This window comes from Thioclava sp. GXIMD4215 (assembly GCF_045291555.1).
Classification (GTDB): Bacteria; Pseudomonadota; Alphaproteobacteria; order Rhodobacterales; family Rhodobacteraceae; genus Thioclava; species Thioclava litoralis.
In genome coordinates, this window is record NZ_CP149516.1 from 25,813 (window position 1) to 46,271 (window position 20,459).

Sequence of the window (20,459 nt, forward strand, 5' to 3'; positions counted from 1 at the left end):
TGAAGGGGAAGCGGCCCTATCCGGCCTTACGCGATCCGCGGCCCTGCGCCTGCGCCGCTGCGGTGATAATCTCGGTCCAGCGGCGCACGAGATAGTTATGCTCGTCCATTGTCGAGTTCCAGACCGCGACATTCTTCGACCGCGCCCTGACCGACCCGCCCGAGCGCATATCGCCCTTGCGCACCGCGACATGCCCGTTGGGTCCCGGCAGATCGGTCGCGGCGGCGCGCCCCTCATACCAATAGTCCCATTCCGCAGGGGGCAGCGTGTCGCGCACCCGTCCGGGCACCGACATGTAATAGCCCTGCCGCGCGACTTGCGCGCCTGCGATGCCGGACAGATACCAGTTGAGCCATGCATAGGCACGATCCAGCCGTGCGCCCTCCAGATGCCGCGCCAGACACATGCCCCCATGCCATGCACGGTAGCCTTCCTCCGGCACGGCCTGACGCACCCGCAGCCCCGCCTCTTTCATCGCCACCACGGTCGGCGACCAAAGCGACGAGATCGCCAGCTCGCCCGCGCGGAACCGCTCCAGCGGCTCGGTCGCGCGCCGCCAGAATGGCGCCAGATGCCCCGAGGCCACAAGATCAAGCCCCAAGGCCGCCATCTCGTCGATCTCGGCCACGGTCATATTGCCCGGGTCGGCGACCTTCATCCGGTCGGCGGCCATCAAGGCCTGCACAAGGTCGAAAACACCGATCCCCGGATCATCCACCAGCGCCACCCGCCCATGCCAGCGCGGGTCCAGAAGCTCGGCCCAGCTTGTGACATCGCTGTCGACATTCAGTCCTGTCGCACCGATATCGATGGCGAAACTGTCGTAATTATAGACGGTTGGCAGCATCGAGATCTGCCGTCCCGGTCGCGCGGAAAGCGAGGCATCCGCCTGCACCCAAAGCCGCGTCGCCGGAACATCACCATAGCCAAGCGATCCCGGCACCGGATCTAGCGCGGGGCTTTCCATCTCGGACCAATAGGTGATGCGGTCGATCTCGATCGGCTGGATCGCGCGCCAGTGCCAGACGATATCGAGATTGTGGAAACACTGGTCATAGACATCATAGCTATGCGGCGACATGGCGGCGATGCGCTGCGCATTCACGAAATCCATCTCGATAAAATCAAGCTCGAACCCGAGATCGGCCTCCGCACGGTCCTTGAACCTGCGCCAAGGCTGGATTTCGGTGGTCAGAATACGCAGCCGGTCCGTCAAGCCACGGCCCTCGCGCAGGCAAGGCCGGTGAAGGCGGCAAACGAACGGCGGATCAAGTCGGGCTCCAGCCCTTCCAGTATGAAGACCAGCCGCGACAGACGCTGGCCCTCGGGCCAATGCGTCATATGGGTGGGGGCATGCACCAGATGCTGAACGCCATGAATGGCCACGGGACGATCCTCTCCTTCCAGAGCCAGGATCCCCTTCACGCGAAAAATACGATCACCATAACGATGCAATAAAAGCGTGAGCCAAATCCCGAACATGGTCCAATCTATACGCTCTTCGATCACCAGAGAGAAGGAGGTCACGCCTAAGTCATTATGATGGTGGTGGTGCGAGGCACACGGGCCTGCGTCGCCGCACAGTGCGGGCAGACGCGCGCGGTCGGCATCCAGCCCGTCCAGCATCTGCGTCACGCTGTCTTGCGTGCTCCAGACCGATGCGGCGGGGTTCATCCTATGCAGCCGCTCGCGCAGTCTTGCCACCTGCGCCTCATCGGCCAGATCGGTCTTGGTCAGGATGATCCGGTCGGCGCTGGCAATCTGGCGGATCGCCTCGGCGCGATGGTCAAGCTGTAACCCCGCATTGACCGCATCCACCGTGGTCAGCACCCCGCCCGTGCGGAAATGGCTGCGCAGAACCGGATGGGCGGTCAGCGTCTGCAAGACGGGATAGGGATCGGCCAGCCCCGTGGTCTCGATGACCACGCGCCCAAAGGAGATCTCGCCCCGCGTGCGCAGACTATGGAGGTTTTGCAGCGCCTCCGCCACCTCGCCACGCACGGTGCAGCACACGCAGCCCGATTTCAGCAGCACCACATTCTCGTCGATCCGGTCGAGGAGGTGATGGTCAAGCCCGACCTCTCCGAATTCGTTGATCAGGACGGCGGCATCCGACAGCGAGGGGTCCTCGAGCAGCCGCTGCAACAGCGTGGTTTTCCCCGAGCCAAGAAAGCCCGTGAGCAGGATGACTGGGGTCATTTGGCCTCCATGAAGGCAATCAGGTCCTCGTCCAGCGGGTCAAAAGCCCGCCCCGCCAGTGCCTCGGCCTCTGGCCACAGATGCGAGAGCGCCTCGAACACGCTCGACTTTCCGGTGGGCGAGGAGAGCACATAATTGATCCCCTGCCATTCGGCGAGGGTCAGGCGGCGATGGGCCAGCACGGCATTGGCCGCGCGGATCCGGCGCGCGCCCTCGGCACGGCGGGCCTGCCTGTCGGTATTGCGGGTAAACACGCCCTCGCGCCCCACAGCATTCGTCCAATGGTCATCGCATCCCAAGATGCCGCAAAGCGAGCACATATCCGAACCTTTCTCTTAGGTGATCCGGGCGGGTCGCCCCGCCCGGATCTGTTGCGCGAGTGGTTATTTGCGCGGGAAACGGGCCGCGTAATCATCGGCCATCTCGTTCATGGTGACGAATTTCACGCCCTCATGCGATTTGATATGGTTGAAGAGCCGTTCGAGCATCATCAGCACCTGCGGACGGCCCGAGACATCGGGGTGGATGGTGATCGGGAAGACCGCATAATCCATATTGGCATAGACCCAGTCGAACTGGTCACGCCACATCTCCTCGATATCGCGCGGATTGACGAAGCCGTGGCTATTGGGCGATTTCTTGATGAACATCATCGGCGGCAGGTCATCAAGATACCAGTTGGCGGGGATCTCGATCAGATCGGTCTCCTCGCCACGCACCAGAGGCTTCATCCAGTCCTCGGGCTTGCCTGCATAATCGATCTTGGTCCAGCTATCGCCCACCCGCACCCGATAGGGGGTGAAATCGTTATGCATCAGCGAATGGTCGTATTTGATGCCCTTCTTCAGCAGGAGTTCATTGGTGACATTCGAAAACTCCCACCACGGCGCAACATAGCCCGTGGGGCGCTTGCCGGAGATCTCGGTGATCAGGCCGATACATTTATCCAGCACCGCCTCTTCCTGCTCGGGGGTCATGGCGATCGGGTTTTCGTGGCTATAGCCGTGAATGCCGATCTCGTGGCCGCGCGCGGCCACATCCTTCATCTGCTCGGGGAAGGTCTCCGCCGAATGGCCGGGGATGAACCATGTGGTCTTGATGCCGAACTTGTCGAACATATCCAGCAAGCGCGGCGCGCCCACTTCGCCTGCAAACAACCCGCGCGAGATATCATCGGGGCTGTCCTCGCCGCCATAGGAGCCAAGCCAGCCCGCCACCGCATCCACGTCGATGCCGAAGCCAACAAGAATTTCCTTTGCCATTTTTCGTCTCCTTTTGAAAATCTTAGCCTGCGATCATCGTGACCGAGGCGGGGTCGAGTGCGAGCGTGACGGACGCGCCGGCATCCAGCCCAAGCGCGCGCTCGGCATGGGTTTCGATGCGGATCTCGCGCTGGTCGGCGAGCTGCATCCGGAAATAGCCGGTGGCGCCCACAATCTGGCGGCCTGTCACGGTCGCGGGCAGGCAGATCTCGCCTACCGTGCCTTGCGGGCTCAGGCGGAAGGCCTCGGCGGGGATCACCGCCAGCGTCGCCTCGGGCGCTCCTACCCCCGCCAGCGCCCCAAGAGGCGTGTCGAGGCGGGCAAACCCGCCCTCGGACGGCAGGCTGCGCCCCTCGATCAGCGTATTCGCCCCGATGAAATCGGCGACAAACGGCGTCGCGGGGCGGCGGTAAAGCTCTTTCGGGGCCGAGATCTGCTCGACCACCCCGTTCGACATCACCACCACGCGGTCCGACAGGCCAAGGGCCTCGGATTGCGCATGGGTGACAAAAATGAAGGTGATCCCCAGTTCGCGCTGCAACAGCTTCAGCTCGTTCTGGATGATCCGGCGCAGATTGGCATCGAGCGCGCCAAGCGGTTCGTCCAGCAGCAGAATCTCGGGCTCCACCACCAGCCCGCGGGCCAGCGCGATCCGCTGGCGCTGTCCGCCCGACAGGCGGTCGGCCTTGCGGTCGGCCACGGCGGTGAGGTCGAACATATCGAGGATGCGCTCCACCTTGCGGTCGCGTTCCGCGCGGGGCAGCCCCTTCACCTCCAGCCCGAAGCCGATATTCTGGCGCACCGTCATATGCGGGAAGAGCGCATAGTTCTGGAAAATCATCGAGGTCGGGCGCTTTTCGGCGGGAAGATGCGTGACATTGCGGTTCATCATCATCACCTCGCCATTGGTGATGTCCTCGAAACCGGCGATCATGCGCAGGGTCGTGGATTTGCCGCAGCCCGACGGCCCGAGAAAGGCGACAAACTCGCCCTTTTCCACCTTCAGGTCGAAATCGGACACGGCGACCGTGCCATCGGAATAGGTCTTGCCGACCGAAATCAGCTCGAGGTCATAGATCATGGGGCAGCCTGTTAAGTCTGAGGAAAAAGACCCGGACGGGCGATCCCGCCCGGGCCAGTCAGGGGAAACCCCGGTTTTAGGCGTTCAGGAACTCGTCCCAGCGTTGGATCAGGTGGTCATATTCATCCGGCCACTGATGCCAGTAAGCGACATTGGCCGCGCGTTCTTCCAGCGAGCCGCCATCGCGCAGATCGCCCGGATTGATGCCGCGGGTGGCCGCGCCTTTCCACGGCTGGCCTTCATACCAAAAGGCGTATTCATCGGGGTCCATCGCATCCTTGATATTGGTCGCGGGCGAGTAATAGCCCTGTTCGGTCACCATGATGCCCGGCTTGCCCGAGAGCCAGAAATTGGCATAGGCGATGACCGCCTCGCGGTTGGGCGTGCCCTTGAGCATCGACGGCCCGATGGCCCAGCCGCGATAGCCCTCTTTGGGGGTCGCGTATTTGGCGGGCTTGCCCTGCGCCTTGACCGCCATGACCGCGGGCTGCCACGCATCACAGACCACCATCTCGCCCGAAGCCATAAGGTTCACCAGCTCGCCGAAATCCCCCCAGAGCGCGCGGAACTGGCCCGCTTTCTTCTTGGAAATCAGGAACTTGGCGGCCTCGTCGATCTCGTCCTTGGTCGGGTTGCCGGGATTTTTGGCCTCCAGAAGGCCCAGCGAATTCATCGCCAGAATAGCCTGCCCGATGGCAATCAGCGGGTCCACATTGAGGCCCGACTTGCCTTTCCATTTGTCGTCAAACAGCGCGGTCCATGTATTGGCTTCCTCGGCCGAGAGCACATCGGGATTATAGCCGATGGAATCGTAGTTATAGACCGCTGGCACCATATAAAGCTGGGTCTGCGCCGCATCCGCCCAGATCTGGCCGGAGATCTGCGCCTTGGCATCCCATTTGGGGTTGGTCTTCGTGAAGGTGTCGCGGATCGAGGCCCAGTTGGGCACTTCGGAGACCGGAATGGTTTCGACATTATCGGTGGCAATCAGCGCCGGAAGGCGCTCGCCGATGATCTCCCAGCAGTCATAATCGCTGGAGCCCGACAGGATCTTGGTCTGCGCATCGGGATAGGTCGAGGGCGTGCCCGAGACCGACCCGACGCCGCTGGCCTCCTTGAACATGTCAAGGATGCGGTCCTGCACCGTGGTCGACAGACCCGTGGTGCGCAGCTGCTCGGACGAGAGGCTCTGCGCACGGGCGAAGCGTGCCCAAGGATGCATGCCCGAGCCAAGCGCCACCGCGCCCAGTGCCGCGCCCGAACGCAGGAGATGCCGTCTGTTGATGATGGTCATATGTCTATTCCCTGTTGAGGATAAGGTTGCAAAAAGGGCACCGCTTCTTTTTGTGTTTTTGCGGTATTCAGTAGCGGCCCGGTGTCAGGCCGCCATCGACCGTGATGACCTGCCCCGTAAGGTAGGAGGCATCAGCGGAGGCGAGGAACCCGATGACAGAGGCGATCTCGGCGGGCTCGCCCAGACGCTGCATCGGGATATAGGGGGAGGCGATTTCAGCCGCCTGCGGACCAAGACTATGGCCGGGGTTCAGAAGCTGCGCGGTGCGGATATAGCCGGGCGCCACGCCGTTCACGCGGATGCCACGCGCGGCAAATTCCACCGCAAGGCCGCGCACCAGCCCGATCACGCCGGATTTGGCCGCCGAGTAATGCACATGCTCGTCCCAGCCATAGGCCGTGCCCATGATCGAGCTGAGACAGATAATCGAGGCCCCTGCCTTCATCGCAGGCAGGGCCGGACGGATCACCCGCAGCATCCCCTTGAGGTCGATCTCGAACGTCTCGTCCCATTTCTCGTCGGTCATCTCGGCCATCGGCACACAATGGGCGATGCCCGCATTGGCCACGATCACATCGATCCGGCCATGCATCTCTAGCACGCGGGCGACCAGCGCATCACAGGCAGGCGTGTCGCGCACATCCAGCGCCATGAACTCCGCCGAGCCGCCCGCTTCGGTGATCGCCGCGACGACGCGCGCGCCCTCCTCGGCCAGAATATCGGTGACAATCACATGATCACCCTTGGCGCCAAAGGTCTCGGCGGCGGCGCGACCAATCCCGATCCCTGCGCCCGTTACAATCACCACCCGTTTGTCTTGGGTCATAGCATCACATCTCCGGAATTCGGGCCAAGCGTCTGGCCTACATAGAGTTTTGCGTCATCGGAACAGAGGAAGGCCACGCTTCCGGCCACCTCGGCCACCTCGCCAAACCGGCCCAGAGGCAGCTCCGCGCGTTTGGCGGCTTTCCAGTCTTCGGAAAGAGCCTCGACGAGGGGCGTGTTGATCGGACCGGGGGCCACGGCATTGACGCGCACGCCACGGTTTGAGACCTCGCGCGCCAACGATTTGGTCATGCCGATGATCGCGGCCTTGGCGCCTGCGTAATGGACAAGCTCGACACCGCCGACCTGACCAAGCTGGGAGGCCACATTGACCACCACCCCCTCGCCCGCCGCGAGCATCGCGGGCAGGCAGGCCCGTGTGCACAGGAAATTGCCACGCACATGCACCGCAAACATCCGGTCGAACTGCGCGGGCGTGATCTCGGCGAAGGGGGCCTGATGGCCGAAGCCCGCATTGTTCACCAAGATCTGCGGGTCGCCCAGCGAGGCGCGCACCTGATCCATCATCGCGCCCACAGAGGCCTCGTCCGATACATCGGCGGCCACGGCCATCGCCTCGCCCCCCGACGCCACAATCGCGGCGACGGTCGCTTGGGCCGCGTCAGGATGCAGGTCATTGACCGCCACCCGCGCCCCGTCTGCGGCAAGCCGGAGCGCAATGGCCGCCCCGATCCCCGAGCCCGCGCCCGTGACCAATGCGACGCGGCTCATGCTTCCTGCCCCTTGAACTTGCCTGCCCGTGCCGTGAAGCGCTTCATCAACAGCCCGTAGATCACCAGCAGCGTGAAGGAAAAGAGCGTGGTCAGCACCCCGAAGGCGAAGATATTGGGATAGATCTCCACCGAGAATGTCCCGTAGATCGCCAGCGGCAGGGTCAGGTCACGCCCCGCAGTAAACAGCGTGCGGGCAAACTCGTCATAGGAGAGCGTGAAGCTGAAAAGCATGGCCGACAGCACGCCCGGGAAGATGATCGGGAAGGTCACGCGGCGGAAGGTCTGCGCGGGGCTGACACCGAGCGCCATCGAGGCTTCCTCGACGCTGCGGTCGAAGCGGTTGAAGATCGCCAGCAGAACAAGGAAGGCAAAGGGATAGGTATAGACCACATGCAGCACGAAGCTGGTGCCCCACCATGCGCGGCCGATCCCCAGCGTGTTCGACAAAAGCGCCATACCAAGCCCCACCAGCACGCCCGGCACCATCATGCCAAGGATGATGAGGTAGAACACGGGGCCAGAGCCACGGAACTTGGTGCGGAAGGCCTCGGCGCTCATCACGCCCAGCACGGTCGAGACCACGGTCGTCATGAAGGCCAGCACCAGCGAGCGGATCAGGCTATCGCCCACAGGAAGCTGCGAGACGCGCGATCCATCGACCATGCCCAGAAGATGCTCGTACCAGTAGACCGACCAGTCGCGGATCGGGAATTGCGGCCCGCCATCGGCGCTTTGGAAGCTGAGGATCGCCAGCACGATCATCGGGCCGTAGAGGAAGAGGAGGAAGATCGCCGTATAGACGCCAAGAACGGGTTTGAGGATACGCGAGTGCATGGGTTACATCTCCTTGCGCAGGTCGACGATGCGCAGCGCCAGCGCGATGACGGCAGTGATGATGATGGTCAGGACCACGCCCGCCACGGCGGCAAAGGCCCATTTGAGCGACCCGACCTGCGAGACGATAATATTGCCCAGCAGGTTCACTTTGCGCCCCGAAAGCGAGGCGGCAGTGGCGAACTCGCCCAGCACCATCACCGAGACGAAGATCGCGCCCACCACCACACCGGGCAGCGACAGAGGCAGGATGATGCGGCGGAAGATGGTGCCGAAGGAGGCGCCCAGATCGCGTGCGGCCTCAATGACCGACGGGTCGATGCGGCCAAGCATGAAGGTGATCGGCCCCACCATGAAGACGCAGTAGATCTGGGTCATCCCTACTAAAACAGAGAACTCGGAAAACAGCAGGAAGGTCAGCGGCTCGTGTATGATCCCGAGATTCATCAAGATCGTGTTGATCGCGCCTTCCGTGCCCAGCATCGGACGCCAAGCGATCACGCGGATCAGGAACGAGGTCCAGAACGGGATCACACAGGCGACCAGAAGCGCGGTCTGGAGGGTCTTGTTACGGACGAAAAGCCCGATGAACAGCGCCACCGGATAGCCGATGGCAATCGTCGCCACCAGCACGATCGCCCAGATGCGGATCGTGGTGCCAATGGCGGAAAGATAGGTCGGGGACGACAGGAAGCGTTCCCAGCTGGCGGTGGTCAGCGTCGAATTCACGCTGAAGGTGGTCTGGGTCCAGAAGCTGACATAGATAACCATCGCCATCGGCAGCACCATGAAAAGCGCCATCCAGATCACGCCGGGCGTCAGCAACATCAGCGCGCGGTTCCGGTCTTTGCGGGCACGGGCGACGGCGGGGCTTTGGGATGTGGCCTCGGGGAGGTCGGTGGTTGCAGCAGCCATTATGCAGCTCCCTCGAAAATACGGATCTGGTCCGGATGGAAATGCAGCGCATAGGTCGCGCCTTCGGTCATCTCGGGCAGGCGTGGCTGGCCCAGATGGTCCACGACCTGCACAAGCTGCCCGTCATTGGTGCGGAAAAATGCCAGCGCGGTGGGGCCGTTGAACTCCCCCGTCAGATAGCGCGCAGGGAAGGAGAGATGCCCCTCGGGCACAGCGTCGGGGCGGGCGATGCTGATCTGGTCGAAACGCACGCCAAGGCTGCCCGCACCGCGCGGCATCAGATGCGGCGGCAGGGCGAATGTGGCGGCACCGGTGGCAAAGCCCGCGCCCGTCCCCTGCCCCGCAAGGATGTTCCACGCGTTCAGATGGCGGGCGGCGGCGGCATTGTCGGGATTGGCAAAAAGACGGGTGGCGGGCGCATCCTGCACGATCCTGCCGCCCGACAGAATGGCGACCGTATCGCCCATCGTCAGCGCCTCGGCCTCGGAGCCCGTGACATGCAGGAAGGACACTTTCAGCCGCTCGCGGATGGCGCGCAATTCGTCACACATCCGCGCGCGCAGATTGGCATCAAGCGCGCCAAGCGGCTCATCGAGAAGCACGATCCGCGGTTCGGTCACCAGCGTCCGCGCCAAGGCGACCCGCTGGCGCTGCCCGCCCGAAATTGCCCCCACACCGCGATGGCCAAAGCCCTTGAGCCCGACCAGATCCAGCGCCGCCTCGGCGCGCTCGATCACCTCTTTCGGGTCGCTCACCGCCGCCTTGGCACGATGACGCAGCCCGAAGGCTACATTGTCGCGCACGCTCAGATGCGGAAAAAGCGCGAAATTCTGGAAAACGAAGCCGATATCACGCAGATGCGGCGGAACCCCGTCCAAACGGGTGCGATCAAAGCTGACCGTGCCGGTATCAGGTTCCTCAAAGCCCGCAATCACCCGCAGCAGGGTCGTCTTGCCCGAGCCGGATGCCCCCAGAAGGGATACATAGCGGTCGTCAGGCACCGTGAAGTCCAGACCGTCCAATGCAGTTACATCGCCGTATTTTCGGCTGACCCCGGATAGCGTGAGCATCGGCGTCTCCCTGTTATTTTTGATATATGCATACAAAAATCGATTCTGCCTTTCGATCAAGGCTTTTTCGATCTTTGTGCTCAAAAATCATTTTTTCAGGATCGCAAGCCAAAATAACATCATTCTAGTGCGTAAAAACCAGACATGCCGGCTGTTTTTGGCAAGATAACTGCTCAGTTGATGATCAGAATAAGATCTTTGTGTGCAAAGATCATTGATACATTGCGTGCAAAAACCGTTATTCTGACTCGCAAGACCTTCTCGGCGCAGACGGAGCCCCCCTATGAGCACAGCGATCATCGACCGCAACGACGCGACCTCCGGCACGCCTGCCACCATGTTCGAGGCCGCCGCCTCGCTGTTGCGCAGCAATATCGAGGCAGGGCATCTTCTGGCAGGCTTCGTCTTGCAGGAAAGCGCCCTTGCCGAGCGGCTGGGCATGTCACGGGCCACCGTCAAACGCGCCTTTTCCATCCTTGAGGACGAGGGGCTGCTGACCCGTTTTTCCGGTCGCGGACTGGTGGTGGCGGGCGGGTGCGGCACGCCGCAGCGCGTTGATCTGCGTCAGGTCGAGCTGGATCTGGAGGGGCTGGACGACGCCTTGGGGCAGCCCTCTTGGCACCGCATCTATGCCGAGGTCGAGCGCGAGCTGTCGCGCAGCCTGATCTTTGGCCGTTACCGCGTGATCGAAGCGATGATCGCGCAGGAATACGATATTTCGCGCACCGTGGTGCGGGATGTGCTGGGGCGGCTGCAGGAACGGGGGCTGGTCCAGAAAACCCAGACCTCCCGTTGGATCGTCGAACCGCTCACCGCCCAACGCATCAAGGATAAATTCGAGCTGCGTCAGGTGCTTGAGGTGGCCGCGCTCAAATCGGGCCGCGCCGATCAGGCCAGCCTGCAGCACCTTCTGGACGAGATCCGCAGCCTTGATCCGGTCGAGAGACTGTCGCCGGCCCGCTGGTTCCGGTTGGAGGGCTGCTTCTTCGAGGCTGCCGTCATGGCCACCCCCAACCGCGACCTTGCCCGTTTCGCCGAACTCAACCGCCGCGCGCTGGATGCCTCGCAGCTTGCGCTGTTCTCGCTCGGGCTGCCGCCCGACCTGCAGACGCTGCGCGAGATCGCGACCATTATCGAGCTGCTGCAAACGGGGCCGGTATCGGCGGCGGCGGATCTGCTGACCACCCATCTGGGCAATGCGATGGCGCGCACCATCGCGCAGCTCAAGATCACCGCGATCATCGACCCGCCGACCGATCTGGCCCCCTATCTCAGCCCTGCCTGAGGCCCCTCTCTAGATTACGCCCCGGCCTAGCCCCTATGCATGAACTCGCAAAAGGCCTGCACGGCGGCGGAGTGTTCCACATTTGCCGCCCATGCCAAGCCCACATTCATCGTGGGGATCGGATCGGCCAGCGTGATCACATCGACCCGCCGCCCGTCCAGCGACCACGGTCGATAGACCATATCCGACAGGATCGTGACCCCCATCCCTGCCCCGACCATCGAGCGCACCGCCTCGGTTGACGAGGTCCGAAACGCAATTCTGGGCCGCGCCCGCAAATGGTTCCAGTAACGCTGCGCGGTATTCGAGGCCTCGTCCACGGTCAGCATGACATAAGGCTCCTGCGCGACATCGGCCAAGGTCACAACGGGCTTCTCCAGCAGGGGATGTTCGGCCCCGACCCAAAGCCTGCGCCGCGATTGCAACAGCGTCTCGTAAAGCAGCCCTTCCTGATTGGCGATATTCGAGGTCAGCATCAGTGCCAGATCATAGCGGCCAGAGACCAGGCCGTCCTCGATCGCCTCGCGCGGGGCCTCGACCATCTGCAGCGTCACCTTCGGAAAGGCACGGATGAACCGTTCAAGATAGGGCGAGGCATAATAGCCCGCCACCGTATAGGTCATCGCCAGACGCAGCGCGCCCTCCACCTCGCTGCGCCGCAGGTTGGGGGCGCGCACCGCCTCGTCCAGAGCACTCAGCACGCGCCGCGCATGATCTTGAAAGATCGTCCCCTCATAGGTCAGCCCCATGCCCCCCGCATGCCGGTCGAACAGGGGGGCGCCGACAATCTCTTCAAGCTGGCGGATGGCCGTGGTGACAGCCGATTGCGAGACATTCAGTTCCTTCGCCGCCCGCGACACCTGCCCCTCGCGGGCGACGGCAACAAAGTAGCGAATCTGGCGGAAGGTGGGTTCGTTCATTATAGGAGATACCTCTATTCCACAAAACAGATACAGCCTTGGGGCGATCCTGTAGCGACTGCACGCCGCGCAGATGAAAACCCTTTATTGTCGGGGCATTTGCCGGATAACGCCGGATAAAAGCGATATATCTGTTTCAACCGGAGGCCACCGCGCCCAGCAGCATTATTCATTTTTCAGAATTCATTACCAGCATATTCTGTATTTTACATTCCGCCGAAACCCTGTCTTGATGAGAACAAGGCCGGAAAAATCCGGCACCGAGGCCCGCGAGAGGCCACCCAACAGAGACACCATAACCCGAAGATCCGACGCTCTGCCTGCCATAGCCCCCATGCGCCGCTGTGCCTCTTGGCCATGCGCTGCGGGCATGCAGCTATCGCGTGGCCAAGACCCGCCTGTTGCCCGCTCCGGCCAGCATCCGCTCTGGCCGTCGCCCCGACATGCCGTTCTGCCGCGACCGGATCCGCCAGAAAAGGAGAGGCACGTGCCCGCCACCCTCAATTGCGACATGGGAGAAAGCTTCGGCCTCTATCGCTTTGGCGATGATGCCGCGATCATGCCTCTCATCGGACAGGCCAATGTGGCCTGCGGTTTTCACGGATCGGACCCCAGCCATATGCGGCGCACCGTCGCGCTGGCACGGGCCCATAATGTCAGCGTGGGCGCGCATGTCTCGCTGCCCGACCTGCCCGGCTTCGGACGGCGCGAAATGAAGATGGACCGTCAGGAAATGGCGGATATCATTCTCTACCAGATCGGCGCGCTGAAAGGGTTTGTGGATGCCGAAGGAATGACGCTCGACTATCTCAAGCCGCACGGGGCGCTTTACGGCATGGCAGCACGGCAGGAGCATATCGCGCATGCCGTCGCCGATGCCGCCGAAATCTACGGCCTGCCGGTGATGGGGCTGACGGGCACCCTGCATGAACGCATTTACACCGAACGCGGCCTGACCTTCTGGGCCGAGTTCTTCGCCGATCTCGAATATGACGACGAAGGCCGCCTGATCATCACCCGCGACCATCAGGCCGTTGACCCCGCACAGGCCGCCGAACGCTGTCTGCGCGCTGTGTCCGAGGGCCTTCTGACCACCGTTTCGGGCAAGCATCTGCCGGTGCGCGCCGAAACCATCTGCATCCATTCCGATACGCCGAACGCTGTCCAGATCGCTCAAGCGGTCAAGGCCGCGCTTGGCCAATGACGCTCCCACCCCTGCACGAAAGGATCCTGCTCATGCCCACCGAAATCCGCTCTCCCGTTCCGGGCACCTTCTATCGCAAACCCGCCCCCGACCAGCCCGCCTTCAAGGAGGCCGGAGACAGCGTTGCGGCTGGCGAGACCGTCGGCTTGGTCGAGGTGATGAAGACTTTCATCGAGATCAAGGCCGCCGATGCCGGTGTGATTGCCGAGTTCACCGTCGAGGATGGCACCCCCGTCACCCCCGGCCAATGTGTCTGCGTAATGGAGTAAGGGGATGGGGATCACAAAACTTCTGATCGCCAATCGCGGTGAAATCGCGCTGCGCATCCAGCGCGCGGCCCGCGATCTGGGAATAAAGACCGTGCAGGTCCATTCCGAAGCCGATACCGAGATGCTGGCGGTCAAACTGGCCGATGAGGCCATCTGTATCGGCCCCGCGCCTGCGGCCAAATCCTATCTGGATATCGACGCGATCCTGAAAGCGGCCCACGACAGTGGCGCGGATGCGATCCATCCGGGCTACGGGTTTCTGTCGGAGAATGCAGAGTTCGCTGATGCGGTGGTTGCCGCAGGGCTCATCTTTGTAGGTCCCTCGGGTGACACGATCCGCATGATGGGCGACAAGGCCGCCGCCCGCGCGAGCGCTTTGGCCGCAGGCGTGCCCACCGTGCCGGGATCGGAAGGGATCATCACCGATATGGCCGCCGCCGAAGCCCTTACCGGACAGATCGGCTTTCCGGTCATGATCAAGGCCGCCGCCGGTGGAGGCGGGCGTGGCATACGCGTGGCGGAGACGGCGGAAGAGTTCCGCACGCTGGCCCCGCAGGCCTCTGCCGAGGCCAAGGCCGCCTTTGGCGATGGGGGTATCTATATCGAGAAGCTGATCGCCCGCGCCCGCCATGTCGAGGTGCAGATCATGGGCGACGGGCAGGATGTGGTGCATTTCTTCGACCGCGAATGCTCGCTGCAGCGGCGTCGCCAGAAGGTCTGGGAAGAGGCCCCTTCGGCCGCGCTTGATGACACCACCCGCGAGGCGCTGTGTCAGTCTGCCGTGGCGCTGGCCAAGTCGGTCAATTACCGCGGTGCGGGCACGCTGGAATATCTCTATGACGATGCGACGGGCGCTTTCTACTTTATCGAGATGAATACCCGCATTCAGGTCGAGCATCCGGTGACCGAGATGATCACCGGCCATGACCTTCTGGCCGAGATGATCCGCGTGGGAGGCGGTGCGCCCCTGTCGCTGCGCCAATCCGACATCCAGCGGCGCGGCCATGCCATCGAGGTGCGGCTGAACGCCGAGGATCCGGCCAATAATTTCATGCCCTTCCCCGGTGTGGTCAGCGGGCTGCGCCTGCCCGACGGGCCTGGCGTGCGGATGGATCACATGCTCTATCAGGGCTATGCGATCCCGCCTTTCTACGACTCGCTGCTGGGCAAGCTGGTGGTCTGGGCGGACACCCGCGAGGCGGCGCTGACCCGCCTTGGCCGTGCGCTTGGCGAGTTGCAGGTTGACGGCCTGCCCACCACCGCGCCGCTGTTCAGCGCGCTTCTGGGCGATGCCGAGCTGCGCGCCAATCGCGTCCACACCAAATGGCTGGAACCCTGGTTAGAGACCCACGCCCATCTGATCGCGCAAGAAAAGGATAAAGCCGCATGAGCTGCCGTTATTCCTATGGCGGAGACGAGCATATCTTCGTCGAAGTCGATCCGTCCATGTCGCTCGAGGCGTTCTTTACCTCGCTTTCCATGACCAATGCGGTGCGCGACGCCGAAATCGAGGGCATCACCGAGATCTGCCCCGCCAATGCCTCGTTCCAGATCAAATTCGACCCTGATGTGATCGCGCCCGAAGACCTGATGGCGCGGCTGCAGGAGCTGGAGGCACAGGCCGAGGCGGCCCCTGCCGTGCTCGACACCCGCATCGTTGAAATTCCTGTGTATTATCAGGACCCTTGGACGCATGAGACCCTGATGCGCTTTCGCGAGCGCCATCAGGACCCCGCGGCCACCGACCTTGAATATGCCGCGCGGATCAACGGTTATGACAGTGTCGAGGCCTTCATCGAGGCGCATTCCGGCGCGCCTTGGTTCGTGTCGATGGTGGGGTTCGTGTCGGGGCTGCCGTTCCTTTACCAGATGGTGGATCGCGACCGGCAGATCGAGGTGCCCAAATATCTTCGCCCGCGCACCGATACGCCAAAGCAGACCGTAGGCTATGGCGGCTGTTTCTCCTGCATCTATTCGGTGCGTGGCGCGGGCGGATACCAGATGTTCGGCATCACGCCGATGCCAATCTACGACCCCGAGCAGAAGGTCGCGCATCTGAAGGAGTTCATGGTCTTCTTCCGCCCCGGCGACATCGTGAAATGGAAACCCATCACCCGCGAGGAATATGACCGTATCCTGCGCGAGGTCGAAGAGGGCAGCTATACCCCCCGCATCCGCCCTGTGCGCTTTTCTCTGGAAGAGTTCAACGCCGATATCGACGGCACCAATGCCAAGCTGATGGAGGCGCTCCATGCCGATTAATGTGATCTCCGCCGGAATTTCCACGACGGTGCAAGACCTTGGCCGTCCGGGCTATTACCACTTGGGCATCCCGATGGGCGGCGCGATGGACCGTATGGCGCTGCGCGCGGGCAATCTTCTGGTCGGCAATGAGGAAGGGGCAGCCTGTCTGGAATGCGCCTTTTTCGGGCCGGAGCTGGAATTTACCGAGGATGCCGTGATCGCGATCACCGGCGCGGAGCTGCCGCCCAAGATCGATGGTGCGCCCCAGCCCACATGGACCGCGCTGGACGTGCGCGCGGGTCAGGTGCTGTCGTTCGACTATCTGCAAGCGGGCGCACGGGCCTATATCGCCGTGGCTGGCGGGATCGATGTGCCGATGGCGCTTGGATCGCGCTCGACCTATGCCATCGGCGCGCTTGGCGGGGTCAAGGGGCGGGCCGTGCAGCCGGGGGATGAATTACCGATCGGGACGGGGGCCAAGGCCGGCACCGGCAATAGCCTGCCGCCGGAGCTGCGCCGCCTTCCGGCCGCCCGCGCCGAGCTGCGCATTCTCCCGGGGCTTTACAACCACCGCCTGACCGAGGCCAGCCTTGCGCAATTCTTCAAGGAGGACTGGCGCGTGGCCAATGAGGCCGACCGGATGGGCTACCGGTTCCAAGGCGGCACGCCTTTGGAATTTGTCGCACAGGACCAGCCTTTTGGCGCAGGATCGGACCCGTCAAATATCACCGATGCCTGCTACCCTTACGGGTCGGTGCAGGTGCCCAGCGGGGCAGAACCCATCATCTTGCACCGCGATGCGGTTTCGGGCGGCGGGTATTTCATGCTGGGCACGGTGATTTCGGCGGATATGGACCTGATCGGCCAGCTCCAGCCCAATATGCATGTCCGGTTTGTGCCGGTCGATATGGCCACCGCCCTGCAAGCGCGCCATGACCGGCGCCAGCAACTGGACAGGATCCGCAAGGCATTGGCCTGATATGGGCCAAAGCCAGACATGAAAACGCCGCGCCCTCTGTTCGGGGGCGCGGCGTGCAGGAACGAAAGGGATCAGAGCGAGGCGTCGAGCGCTTCGATGATCTTGTCGCCCATTTCCGAGGTCGAAACCGGCACACCGCCTTCGGGGCCCAGCAGGTCTGCGGTGCGCACGCCATCGGCAAGCACCTTTTCCACGGCCGCTTCCAGACGGTCGGCTTCCGCGCCCAGATCGAAGCTGTAGCGCAGCGCCATCGAGAAGCTCAGGATGCAGGCGATCGGGTTCGCCTTGCCCTGACCCGCGATATCGGGGGCCGAGCCGTGCACGGGCTCATACATCGCTTTCGGGCGACCATTGGCCATCGGCGCACCAAGGCTGGCCGAGGGCAGCATGCCAAGCGAGCCGGTCAGCATCGCCGCCGCATCCGACAGCAGATCGCCAAACAGGTTGTCGGTCACGATGACGTCGAACTGCTTGGGCGCGCGGCACAGCTGCATCGCGCCCGCATCGGCATACATATGCGACAGCTCGACTTCGGGGTATTCCTCGTCATGCACGCGCTGCACGACTTCGCGCCACAGGATGCCCGACTCCATCACATTGGCCTTCTCCATCGAGCAGACCTTGTTGCCGCGACGTTTGGCCAGTTCGAAGGCCGAACGGGCAACGCGCTCGATTTCGCTCTCGGTATAGCGCTGGGTGTTGATGCCCACACGCTCGTTGTTTTCAACGATGATGCCGCGCGGCTCGCCGAAATAGATGCCCGAGGTCAGCTCGCGCACGATCATGATATCAAGACCGGCGACCACATCTTTTTTCAGCGAGGAGAAATCGGCCAGCGCGTCAAAGCATTGTGCGGGGCGCAGGTTGGAATAAAGATCCATCTCCTTGCGCAGACGCAGCAAGCCGCGCTCGGGCTTCACCGAGAAATCCAGAACGTCGTATTTCGGGCCGCCCACGGCGCCCAGAAGCACCGCATCGACCTCTTGCGCCTTGGCCATGGTTTCGTCCGACAGCGGCACGCCATGCACGTCATAGGCCGCGCCGCCCACCAGATCTTCGGAGACATCAAAGGCCACATCGCGCTTTGCGCCGAACCAGTTGATGACCTTTTTGACTTCGGTCATGACCTCGGGGCCGATGCCGTCGCCCGCCAGAATGAGGATCGAAGGGTTTGCCATGAAATACCTCCCGCATGTTCAGGCCCAACTGGCCAATAAGACAAGGTTGGGCGAGGGCGTAGCCAATGCCCGCCTCGGGGTCAAGTTCCGAACGTGCACTTGGACGGCACCGGAAGACGGTGCGCGGGGAGAAAAAATCGGCAGCATTGAAGATGACGCAGCGTCATAGGCGAGGTTTCGCAGTCGTGAAAATCAGCCGCTCGCGCAGGGGCGTCCGATTTTGCATGATAGGACCATAAAGAGCAGAACGGAAAAACGCATGACTCGCAGACTCCTGATTCTCGGGATGGGGGGGCTTTTCGGAGCCGCCGCCGCCCGCGCCTTTCGTGCCGCAGGCTGGGATGTCGACCGCTACCATCGCGGCTCGGATGTCTCGATTGCGGCGCGCGGTGCCCGCTGGATCATCAACGCCACCAATCCCGCCAATACCGCAGAGCTGGAGCGCGACCTGCCGGACCTGACCAAGAAGGTGATTGCCGCAGCCCGCAACTCGGGGGCTTCGGTCATCGTCCCGGGGAATTTTCACATTTATGGCCGCAGCGGCACGGCGTGGGGCCCCGACTGCCCCCACGCGCCGGTCAGCCGCCGTGCCAAAGCCCGCAGCGAGGCCGAAAAGCGCTATCGCGAGGCCGCCGATGCCGATCATGCCATGCTGATGCTACGGGCGGGCGATTTCGTCATGCCGGGCGCACAGGCCACCTTGATGAACAGCCTCGTCCTGCCCAAGCTTGCCAAACACGAGATCACGGCGCTGGGTCCGGCGGACAAGCTGCATATCCATGCCGATCTGGAAGATCTGACGCGGGTCGCCGTGGCCTTGGCCGAAACCGCAGACGAAGGCGGCGGCTTTCTGGACATTCCCTTCCCCGGCACGCGCTTTTCCGCCCGTCAGCTCGCCGAGAGCCTCTCCAGACAGATCGACAAGAAGATCCGCCTGAAATCCTATCCGTGGTGGCGGGCACAGTTCAGCGCAAGCGGGCGTCAGATGGCGGCCAACCGTGCATTCTACCAAAATGACCACGTCATTGACGAGGGCCCGTTCCGCATGCTGTTCCCGACCTATGAGACCAAATCACTGGACCGGATCGCCTTCGAGCACCTTTATATGCGCGGCATGAAGGTCAAACCCGAGGGTCGCGCCGCCGATCAATCGCCCCGTGCGCAATCGCATGGCCAAGCGATGTCGACCCAGACCATCTTGTAACGCGTCGAGACATGGGCCGGAGCCTGCCACCGCGTTCCGGCCCCAGAGACCTGCAACCGCCGATCCGGCAGGATGTAATCCAGCCGCAGCAGCCTGCCCGACAGATCGCTCGTGGCAAAGGGGCTTCCCCGCTGCGCGGCATCCGTGGATGCGGGACGGGGATCTTGCAATCTTGGATGGGCAAGAAGCGCCTGCAAGGCATCCTTGCGTCCTTCGGACTGGTCGGGGTCCAGATTGGCGCGCCCCAGCATCACCACGGGCGGATCGTCGGGCAAGCCCGCAAGATAGGGCAACCAGAACGCCGTCTCGTCATGATTGCGCCGCCCGTTGCGATCTTCGGGCCCGTCGAAAATCGGGGGGGTGGCCGCCCAGACCAAAAGCCGCAATGCGTGACCGGCCTCGTGCAGGCGCACATCCCAATGTACGGTGGAGGACAGGCGTTGCACCCGCTGCGCCGCCTCGGACAGGCCCGCGCCCGCGATTAGAGTGTCCGGCATGTCCCGCCAGAGCGTGCCACTCAGATCCTGCACCGGCCCGATCTCCAACCGTGACAGCAATAGCACCCCGCCCTGCCCCGTAAACCGGCCATATCCCTGCGCATCCCTTGCCTCGCCCAGAACGCCGTTCCCATCCAGATCCGCCCCCGATGGCAGACCGCTATTGGGCTGGAGATGCAATGCATAGGGATAGTCCAGACCCTGCGCGGCAAGCCTCTTGCGAAAGGCCTCTGCCGCCAGCCCCTGCGCATCCCAATCGAAATCAAGAAGCAGCAGCACATCCGCAGACAAGCTGGCCATTTCCGCGACACTGGCCGCAATCTGCGGGTCCTTCCGCGCAAGAATATCGCGATACAGAAGCCCCGGCCCCTTCCGGCCAAGCTGCGGATCCCAAAGCGCAATCCGCAGCCCCGATGCCTCTTCAGCCACGGCCAGTGTCAGGCCCCATAGCCACAGGGCCACACA

General features: G+C 62.9%; 21 protein-coding genes. 7 read left to right on the forward strand and 14 right to left on the reverse strand.

Annotation, left to right across the window (positions count from 1 at the left end; all coding sequences use genetic code 11):
- Positions 1 to 16 precede the first annotated feature (16 nt).
- The 11 genes from WDB86_RS14630 to WDB86_RS14680 form a co-directional block, all read right to left on the reverse strand.
- On the reverse strand, positions 17 to 1,216 hold the full coding sequence (locus WDB86_RS14630; protein WP_339109702.1) for an extracellular solute-binding protein: 1,200 nt from the start codon (positions 1,214 to 1,216) through the stop codon (positions 17 to 19).
- On the reverse strand, positions 1,213 to 2,199 hold the full coding sequence (locus WDB86_RS14635; protein ID WP_341485825.1) for a GTP-binding protein: 987 nt from the start codon (positions 2,197 to 2,199) through the stop codon (positions 1,213 to 1,215). Before WDB86_RS14635 ends, WDB86_RS14630 begins: the two co-directional genes overlap by 4 nt.
- Entirely contained in the window at positions 2,196 to 2,519 is a 324-nt protein-coding gene (locus WDB86_RS14640) for a hypothetical protein (RefSeq protein WP_330646961.1), read from the reverse strand. Before WDB86_RS14640 ends, WDB86_RS14635 begins: the two co-directional genes overlap by 4 nt.
- A gap of 63 nt (positions 2,520 to 2,582) precedes the next feature.
- Positions 2,583 to 3,461, reverse strand: a complete 879-nt coding sequence (locus WDB86_RS14645; RefSeq protein WP_341485826.1) for a polysaccharide deacetylase — start codon at positions 3,459 to 3,461, stop codon at positions 2,583 to 2,585.
- 22 nt (positions 3,462 to 3,483) lie between these two features.
- Positions 3,484 to 4,542, reverse strand: coding sequence for an ABC transporter ATP-binding protein (locus WDB86_RS14650; protein WP_341485827.1), 1,059 nt, complete (start codon positions 4,540 to 4,542; stop codon positions 3,484 to 3,486).
- A 76-nt stretch (positions 4,543 to 4,618) separates the two neighbouring features.
- Entirely contained in the window at positions 4,619 to 5,836 is a 1,218-nt protein-coding gene (locus WDB86_RS14655) for an extracellular solute-binding protein (protein ID WP_341485828.1), read from the reverse strand.
- Positions 5,837 to 5,903: 67 nt separating this feature from the next.
- Positions 5,904 to 6,662, reverse strand: coding sequence for an SDR family NAD(P)-dependent oxidoreductase (locus WDB86_RS14660; protein ID WP_341485829.1), 759 nt, complete (start codon positions 6,660 to 6,662; stop codon positions 5,904 to 5,906).
- On the reverse strand, positions 6,659 to 7,393 hold the full coding sequence (locus tag WDB86_RS14665) for an SDR family NAD(P)-dependent oxidoreductase (RefSeq protein WP_341485830.1): 735 nt from the start codon (positions 7,391 to 7,393) through the stop codon (positions 6,659 to 6,661). The genes WDB86_RS14660 and WDB86_RS14665 overlap by 4 nt, the downstream gene beginning before the upstream one ends.
- The gene (locus tag WDB86_RS14670) at positions 7,390 to 8,229 is read right to left on the reverse strand and encodes an ABC transporter permease (protein WP_341485831.1); all 840 of its coding nucleotides are present in this window, start codon (positions 8,227 to 8,229) and stop codon (positions 7,390 to 7,392) included. The genes WDB86_RS14665 and WDB86_RS14670 overlap by 4 nt, the downstream gene beginning before the upstream one ends.
- Positions 8,230 to 8,232: 3 nt before the next feature.
- Entirely contained in the window at positions 8,233 to 9,147 is a 915-nt protein-coding gene (locus WDB86_RS14675; RefSeq protein ID WP_406737084.1) for an ABC transporter permease, read from the reverse strand.
- Entirely contained in the window at positions 9,144 to 10,214 is a 1,071-nt protein-coding gene (locus WDB86_RS14680; RefSeq protein ID WP_341485833.1) for an ABC transporter ATP-binding protein, read from the reverse strand. The genes WDB86_RS14675 and WDB86_RS14680 overlap by 4 nt, the downstream gene beginning before the upstream one ends.
- Positions 10,215 to 10,497: 283 nt before the next feature.
- On the opposite strand from WDB86_RS14680, the gene WDB86_RS14685 reads away from it, so the two are divergent.
- Positions 10,498 to 11,499, forward strand: coding sequence for a GntR family transcriptional regulator (locus WDB86_RS14685; RefSeq protein ID WP_330646952.1), 1,002 nt, complete (start codon positions 10,498 to 10,500; stop codon positions 11,497 to 11,499).
- Positions 11,500 to 11,525: 26 nt separating this feature from the next.
- Here WDB86_RS14685 and WDB86_RS14690 read toward each other — a convergent pair whose 3' ends face one another.
- On the reverse strand, positions 11,526 to 12,419 hold the full coding sequence (locus WDB86_RS14690) for a LysR family transcriptional regulator (protein WP_330646951.1): 894 nt from the start codon (positions 12,417 to 12,419) through the stop codon (positions 11,526 to 11,528).
- A 487-nt stretch (positions 12,420 to 12,906) separates the two neighbouring features.
- Between WDB86_RS14690 and WDB86_RS14695 the strand changes: the two genes are divergently transcribed.
- Genes WDB86_RS14695 through WDB86_RS14715 form a run of 5 tightly spaced genes read left to right on the forward strand, consistent with a single transcriptional unit; the run spans position 12,907 to position 17,115 of the window.
- Positions 12,907 to 13,623: a LamB/YcsF family protein gene (locus WDB86_RS14695; protein ID WP_330646950.1), complete on the forward strand. Its 717-nt coding sequence runs from the start codon at positions 12,907 to 12,909 to the stop codon at positions 13,621 to 13,623.
- 32 nt (positions 13,624 to 13,655) lie between these two features.
- A complete protein-coding gene (locus WDB86_RS14700) occupies positions 13,656 to 13,892 on the forward strand; it encodes an acetyl-CoA carboxylase (protein ID WP_330646949.1) in 237 nt (78 codons plus the stop codon).
- A gap of 4 nt (positions 13,893 to 13,896) precedes the next feature.
- Complete coding sequence (locus tag WDB86_RS14705; RefSeq protein WP_341485834.1) at positions 13,897 to 15,282, forward strand: acetyl-CoA carboxylase biotin carboxylase subunit; 1,386 nt, start codon at positions 13,897 to 13,899, stop codon at positions 15,280 to 15,282.
- Entirely contained in the window at positions 15,279 to 16,154 is an 876-nt protein-coding gene (locus WDB86_RS14710; RefSeq protein ID WP_341485835.1) for an allophanate hydrolase subunit 1, read from the forward strand. The genes WDB86_RS14705 and WDB86_RS14710 overlap by 4 nt, the downstream gene beginning before the upstream one ends.
- Complete coding sequence (locus WDB86_RS14715) at positions 16,144 to 17,115, forward strand: biotin-dependent carboxyltransferase family protein (RefSeq protein WP_341485836.1); 972 nt, start codon at positions 16,144 to 16,146, stop codon at positions 17,113 to 17,115. The genes WDB86_RS14710 and WDB86_RS14715 overlap by 11 nt, the downstream gene beginning before the upstream one ends.
- A gap of 71 nt (positions 17,116 to 17,186) precedes the next feature.
- Here WDB86_RS14715 and leuB read toward each other — a convergent pair whose 3' ends face one another.
- Positions 17,187 to 18,293, reverse strand: coding sequence for a 3-isopropylmalate dehydrogenase (gene leuB / locus WDB86_RS14720; protein ID WP_330646945.1), 1,107 nt, complete (start codon positions 18,291 to 18,293; stop codon positions 17,187 to 17,189).
- A 259-nt stretch (positions 18,294 to 18,552) separates the two neighbouring features.
- Between leuB and WDB86_RS14725 the strand changes: the two genes are divergently transcribed.
- Entirely contained in the window at positions 18,553 to 19,497 is a 945-nt protein-coding gene (locus tag WDB86_RS14725) for a hypothetical protein (protein WP_330646944.1), read from the forward strand.
- Here the strand turns inward: WDB86_RS14725 and WDB86_RS14730 are convergent.
- Positions 19,440 to 20,456 carry an endonuclease/exonuclease/phosphatase family protein gene (locus WDB86_RS14730; RefSeq protein WP_341485837.1) on the reverse strand — a complete coding sequence of 339 codons (1,017 nt, stop codon included), beginning with the start codon at positions 20,454 to 20,456 and terminating at the stop codon, positions 19,440 to 19,442. The two genes, WDB86_RS14725 and WDB86_RS14730, sit on opposite strands and share 58 nt — an antisense overlap.
- Between the last annotated feature and the right edge of the window lie 3 nt (positions 20,457 to 20,459).

What these genes read in the sequence shown, in the direction of transcription:
- WDB86_RS14685 (WP_330646952.1), top strand. Translation starts at nt 10,498, where the DNA reads ATGAGCACAGCGATCATCGACCGCAACGACGCGACCTCCGGCACGCCT.
- WDB86_RS14655 (WP_341485828.1), bottom strand. Translation starts at nt 5,836, where the DNA reads ATGACCATCATCAACAGACGGCATCTCCTGCGTTCGGGCGCGGCACTG.
- WDB86_RS14660 (WP_341485829.1), bottom strand. Translation starts at nt 6,662, where the DNA reads ATGACCCAAGACAAACGGGTGGTGATTGTAACGGGCGCAGGGATCGGG.
- WDB86_RS14670 (WP_341485831.1), bottom strand. Translation starts at nt 8,229, where the DNA reads ATGCACTCGCGTATCCTCAAACCCGTTCTTGGCGTCTATACGGCGATC.
- WDB86_RS14705 (WP_341485834.1), top strand. Translation starts at nt 13,897, where the DNA reads ATGGGGATCACAAAACTTCTGATCGCCAATCGCGGTGAAATCGCGCTG.
- WDB86_RS14715 (WP_341485836.1), top strand. Translation starts at nt 16,144, where the DNA reads ATGCCGATTAATGTGATCTCCGCCGGAATTTCCACGACGGTGCAAGAC.
- WDB86_RS14640 (WP_330646961.1), bottom strand. Translation starts at nt 2,519, where the DNA reads ATGTGCTCGCTTTGCGGCATCTTGGGATGCGATGACCATTGGACGAAT.
- WDB86_RS14650 (WP_341485827.1), bottom strand. Translation starts at nt 4,542, where the DNA reads ATGATCTATGACCTCGAGCTGATTTCGGTCGGCAAGACCTATTCCGAT.
- WDB86_RS14680 (WP_341485833.1), bottom strand. Translation starts at nt 10,214, where the DNA reads ATGCTCACGCTATCCGGGGTCAGCCGAAAATACGGCGATGTAACTGCA.
- WDB86_RS14700 (WP_330646949.1), top strand. Translation starts at nt 13,656, where the DNA reads ATGCCCACCGAAATCCGCTCTCCCGTTCCGGGCACCTTCTATCGCAAA.
- leuB (WP_330646945.1), bottom strand. Translation starts at nt 18,293, where the DNA reads ATGGCAAACCCTTCGATCCTCATTCTGGCGGGCGACGGCATCGGCCCC.
- WDB86_RS14665 (WP_341485830.1), bottom strand. Translation starts at nt 7,393, where the DNA reads ATGAGCCGCGTCGCATTGGTCACGGGCGCGGGCTCGGGGATCGGGGCG.
- WDB86_RS14690 (WP_330646951.1), bottom strand. Translation starts at nt 12,419, where the DNA reads ATGAACGAACCCACCTTCCGCCAGATTCGCTACTTTGTTGCCGTCGCC.
- WDB86_RS14725 (WP_330646944.1), top strand. Translation starts at nt 18,553, where the DNA reads ATGACTCGCAGACTCCTGATTCTCGGGATGGGGGGGCTTTTCGGAGCC.
- WDB86_RS14635 (WP_341485825.1), bottom strand. Translation starts at nt 2,199, where the DNA reads ATGACCCCAGTCATCCTGCTCACGGGCTTTCTTGGCTCGGGGAAAACC.
- WDB86_RS14710 (WP_341485835.1), top strand. Translation starts at nt 15,279, where the DNA reads ATGAGCTGCCGTTATTCCTATGGCGGAGACGAGCATATCTTCGTCGAA.
- WDB86_RS14645 (WP_341485826.1), bottom strand. Translation starts at nt 3,461, where the DNA reads ATGGCAAAGGAAATTCTTGTTGGCTTCGGCATCGACGTGGATGCGGTG.